Below are 3863 nucleotides of genomic sequence, written 5' to 3'. Positions count from 1 at the left end.
CAGGGCCCGGCGCGCCTCCGCGGCCAGCGCCGCGTCGTCCTCCAGCGCGACGACACGGGCGCCGCAGCGTGCCAGGACGGCGGCCGCGTAGCCCGTGCCGGCCCCCACCACCAGCACGCGGTCGCCGTCGCGGGCCGACAGCAGCTGCAGCATGCGCGCGATCACCATCGGCTCGATCAGGCCGCGGCCGCCGGGCAGCCGCACATCCTCGTCGGCATAGGCCAGCGGGGCCAACTCGGCCGGCAGGAAGTGTTCCCGCGGGATCTCGCCCATTGCCGCCAGCAGCCGCGCATCGGTCACGCGGTTCGGGCGCAGTTGCCCGTCCACCATCCGCCGGCGGGCCTCCGCCATGCGGGACGCCATGTCGAGCGCCGCTTGTCCGTGCATCCTAGCCGCCTCTTGCTTCGCGGGGTTTATACGGTCGGGCCCGTTGGCGGCCAAGCCGCGGCGGCGCTTGACCCCGGCAGGCGGCTGCCGGATAGAGGCCGCCAGGGCCGCGTGGCAGAGTGGTGATGCACCGGACTGCAAATCCGTGAATGCCGGTTCGATTCCGGCCGCGGCCTTTCTCCTTCGACAGCCGGCGTCGTCGGCGCCCGTTCCCCGCTCGGGCGGACGTCGCAGGGGCTTCACCGGGGGGCAACGGGTTGCTATAGGCGCCCCCCACGGCTGATCCGGCGTGGCGCAGCGGTAGCGCAGCGGACTGTTAATCCGTTGGTCGTTGGTTCGAATCCAACCGCCGGAGCCATTCTCCCTTCTCCCCTGCGTCAGCCTCGCGCCATGCGCTGCGGGCGAACCTGCCCTGTGTGCGGCCCGCCGAGGCTGGCGCCACCTCCCCGGGCGTCGGATCACGCAGGTTGCACGGAATGGACACGTCCATTCGTTGTCCCTCCGCACTCGGCCGACGTACCCTCGCCAGGAAAAGCCGCGCCTCAGACCAGATCGACAAGTCGTCGCATCGCCCCCCGCGCATGGCTGGAGGAAGGAGAAGCCCATGTCGTTGTCCCGCCGAACCGCCTCGCTGGCCGGTCTCGGGCTGCTGGCCGGCGCCGCCATACCGCGGGGTGCCGCCCTGGCCGAAGGCTTGCGCCTGTTCGAGGGTGTCGAGGATTTCTGGCTGGCGAGCGAGGCCTACATCTTCGGCTACCCGCTGGTGACCATGGAGATGACGCGGCGCGTCGTCACCAACGTCGCCGCGCCGGTCGGCACCCGCGGGCCGATGGGGCACATCATCAAGCTGCGCCAGTATCCCGACTCCAGCTTCCGCGACGTCACCGCGCCAAACGCCGATACGCTCTACACCACCTCCTTCTTCGACGTCGGCCGCGAGCCCTATGTGCTCAGCCTGCCCGACATGAAGGGCCGCTACGCGCTGTTCCCCATGCTCGATGGCTGGACCACGGTCTTCCAGGTGCCGGGCAAGCGCACCACCGGCACCGGCCCGCAGGCCTACGCCATCACCGGCCCGGGCTGGAGCGGCACGCTGCCGGCCGGCGTGACGGAGTACAAGTCTCGCACGAACCTCATCTGGCTGCTCGGCCGCATCTACTGCACCGGCACGCCCGAGGACTATCGCGAGGTCCATGCGCTGCAGGACCAGGTCGGCCTCGTGCCGCTCAGCGCCTACGGCCGGCCCTACACGCCCCCCCCGGGCACGGTGGATCCCTCCATCGACATGCGGACCGCCGTGCGCGACCAGGTGAACGGCATGACCGCCGTGCAGTATTTCACGCTGCTGGCCGAGCTGATGAAGCGCAACCCGCCCGCCCCGGCGGACGCGCCGCACATCGCGCGCTTCGCCCGCATCGGGCTCGTCCCGGGCCAGGACTTCGATGCCAGCAAGCTGCGCGCCGACTTCGCCAGCCGCATCCCGCAGGTCAGCTTCGACCGCATCATGCTGCAGTTCCGCATCAACCCGGCGGTCAAGGACATCAACGGCTGGGCCTACACGACGCGGACCGGCATCTACGGCACGGACTACCTCATGCGTGCGCTGGTCACGGCGATCGGCCTCGGCGCCAACCGGCCGCAGGACGCCGTCTACCCGACCTCGCTGAAGGACGCGGACGGCAGCGACTACAGCGGCGCGAACCGCTACGTGCTGCGCTTCCCGCCGGGCCAGCTGCCGCCGGCGAACGGCTTCTGGTCCATCACCATGGACGACGCCGACTACTTCTTCGTCGCCAACCCGATCAACCGCTACTCCATCAGCGCGCGCCAGGACCTGAAGCGCAACCCCGACGGGTCGGTGGACATCCTGATCCAGAACGCCTCGCCGGGCGCGGATCGCGAGTCCAACTGGCTTCCGGCGCCCGCCGGCAAGTTCATCCTGATGATGCGGCTCTACTGGCCGCGGGAGGAGGATCCCTCGATCATCGACGGCAGCTGGGTGATCCCGCCGGCGCGCAAGGTTCCGTCCTGACGCCCGACGCGGCGCAGTCCTGCGCCGCGCTGGTTGTCCACCTCGCGACCCGGTCAGGCGGGCGAGCGGGCCCGCCGCGGGATGCCGCGCCGGGCCTGGGGTCCGGACAGCCCCGGGCAGCCGGCTCCGGCGGGGCCGCCGCAGCGCCGTCCAGGCTGCATTCCCTCGAGGCCGCCGGCGGGATCCGGAAGCCGACTGGCTCCCTGACGAATAACGGGTCGCGAGGCGGCCGTGCGCCGCGGCATTTGCCTTCGGCGCGCGCTTGATCCACATCGGCCGCGGCATGGGGGAGCGGCGGCAGGGCATCGGGCCGGCATGGTGACGTCCGACACGGCGCGCGCGGCGCGACACGGCAAGGCGGCGTCCGCGAGGGCAGACGGCCTCCGCCGCCGGCGACGGTCCCGGTGATTCCCGCATCCGCGATCGAGGTCGTGGTGCCGGCGCATGATGCCGCCCACTTCCTGCGCCCGACGCTCGAGGCGATTGCCGCGCAGACGCGCCCGCCCGCGCGCGTCACCGTGGTGGACGACCGCAGCACGGACGGCACACCGGACCTGGCCGAGGCCCTGGCGCGGGAACTGGCGCCGCGGCTTGCCATCCGGCTGCTGCGCAATGCCGGCCCGCGCGGGCCGGCCGCCGCGCGCAACACCGCGATCCGCGCGAGCGGGGCCGCCTGGATCGCGCTCTGCGACGCCGACGACCTGCTGCTGCCCGACCATCATGCGACGCTGGCGGCCATCGCCGCGGCACCCGGCACGACGCTCGCCTTCGGCGATTGCAGCCTGTTCGACGGTGCGACCGGCGCGACGCTGGTGCCGAGCCACCACGCCAAGAGCCGCCTGCTCGAGCTGCCGGCGGAGGCGACGCCGGAGGGCGGGCTGCGCCTGCGCGGCTCCAGCTTCGCGGCCCTGCTGCGCGGGCCGCGCGTGCCGACCTCGGCCAGCTTTCTGCACCGCGACGCCGTGATGCGGGCGGGCCTGTTCGACGAGGCGATGATGTTCGCCGAGGACGCCGACCTGTTCCTGCGCCTGGCCTGGCTGGGCGGGGTCGTCTTCACGGATCGCTGCATCGCCCGCAAGCGCGTGCATCCCGCCAACATGTCGGGCGAGGCGAACCGGGCCGGCTTCACGCATGGCGACCTGGTGACTCGGGTCAGGCTCCGCACGATCGCCCGGAGCGCCGATCCCGCGCCGTTCCGGCCCGGGCCGGACGACCTGGCCGTATGCGAGGAGATGGTGCCGCGCGCCGTCCGCGCGCATCTCTACGACGCGTCGCGCGCGGGGCTGCCGGCCTATGCGGAGGCCGCGCGGCTGGCGCGGCGCGCGGGGCTGGGACGGCTGGCGCTGGCGCCGCGCAACCTGGCCCGCGCCCTCGCCTTCGCGCTGCGCCCGCTCGGCTGAGCGCGCTCATCCCAGCCGTCTTGCGCCGGCCGGCGAGAGCCAAG

Annotated in this window: 3 protein-coding genes and 2 tRNA genes; 4 read left to right on the top strand and 1 reads right to left on the bottom strand. The window is 72.8% G+C overall.

Annotated features, from left to right (window positions below):
- On the bottom strand, positions 1–387 hold a 387-nt coding region (locus OZN99_RS27330), incomplete at its 3' end, for a protein-L-isoaspartate O-methyltransferase family protein (RefSeq protein WP_408611953.1).
- A gap of 105 nt (positions 388–492) precedes the next feature.
- Here OZN99_RS27330 and OZN99_RS27325 point away from each other — a divergent pair.
- From OZN99_RS27325 to OZN99_RS27310, 4 genes are all read left to right on the top strand, one after another.
- Positions 493–563: transfer RNA gene (locus tag OZN99_RS27325), tRNA-Cys, on the top strand.
- 107 nt (positions 564–670) lie between these two features.
- Positions 671–745, top strand: a tRNA-Asn gene (locus OZN99_RS27320).
- Between the two features lie 246 nt (positions 746–991).
- Complete coding sequence (locus tag OZN99_RS27315) at positions 992–2419, top strand: DUF1254 domain-containing protein (RefSeq protein WP_270938385.1); 1428 nt, start codon at positions 992–994, stop codon at positions 2417–2419.
- Between the two features lie 404 nt (positions 2420–2823).
- Positions 2824–3819, top strand: a complete 996-nt coding sequence (locus OZN99_RS27310) for a glycosyltransferase family 2 protein (RefSeq protein ID WP_270938384.1) — start codon at positions 2824–2826, stop codon at positions 3817–3819.
- Positions 3820–3863: the final 44 nt, after the last annotated feature.

This window comes from Falsiroseomonas oryzae (genome assembly GCF_027856955.1).
GTDB classification, from domain to species: Bacteria; Pseudomonadota; Alphaproteobacteria; order Acetobacterales; family Acetobacteraceae; genus Falsiroseomonas; species Falsiroseomonas oryzae.
This window is presented reverse-complemented; position numbering and strand designations above follow the sequence as displayed.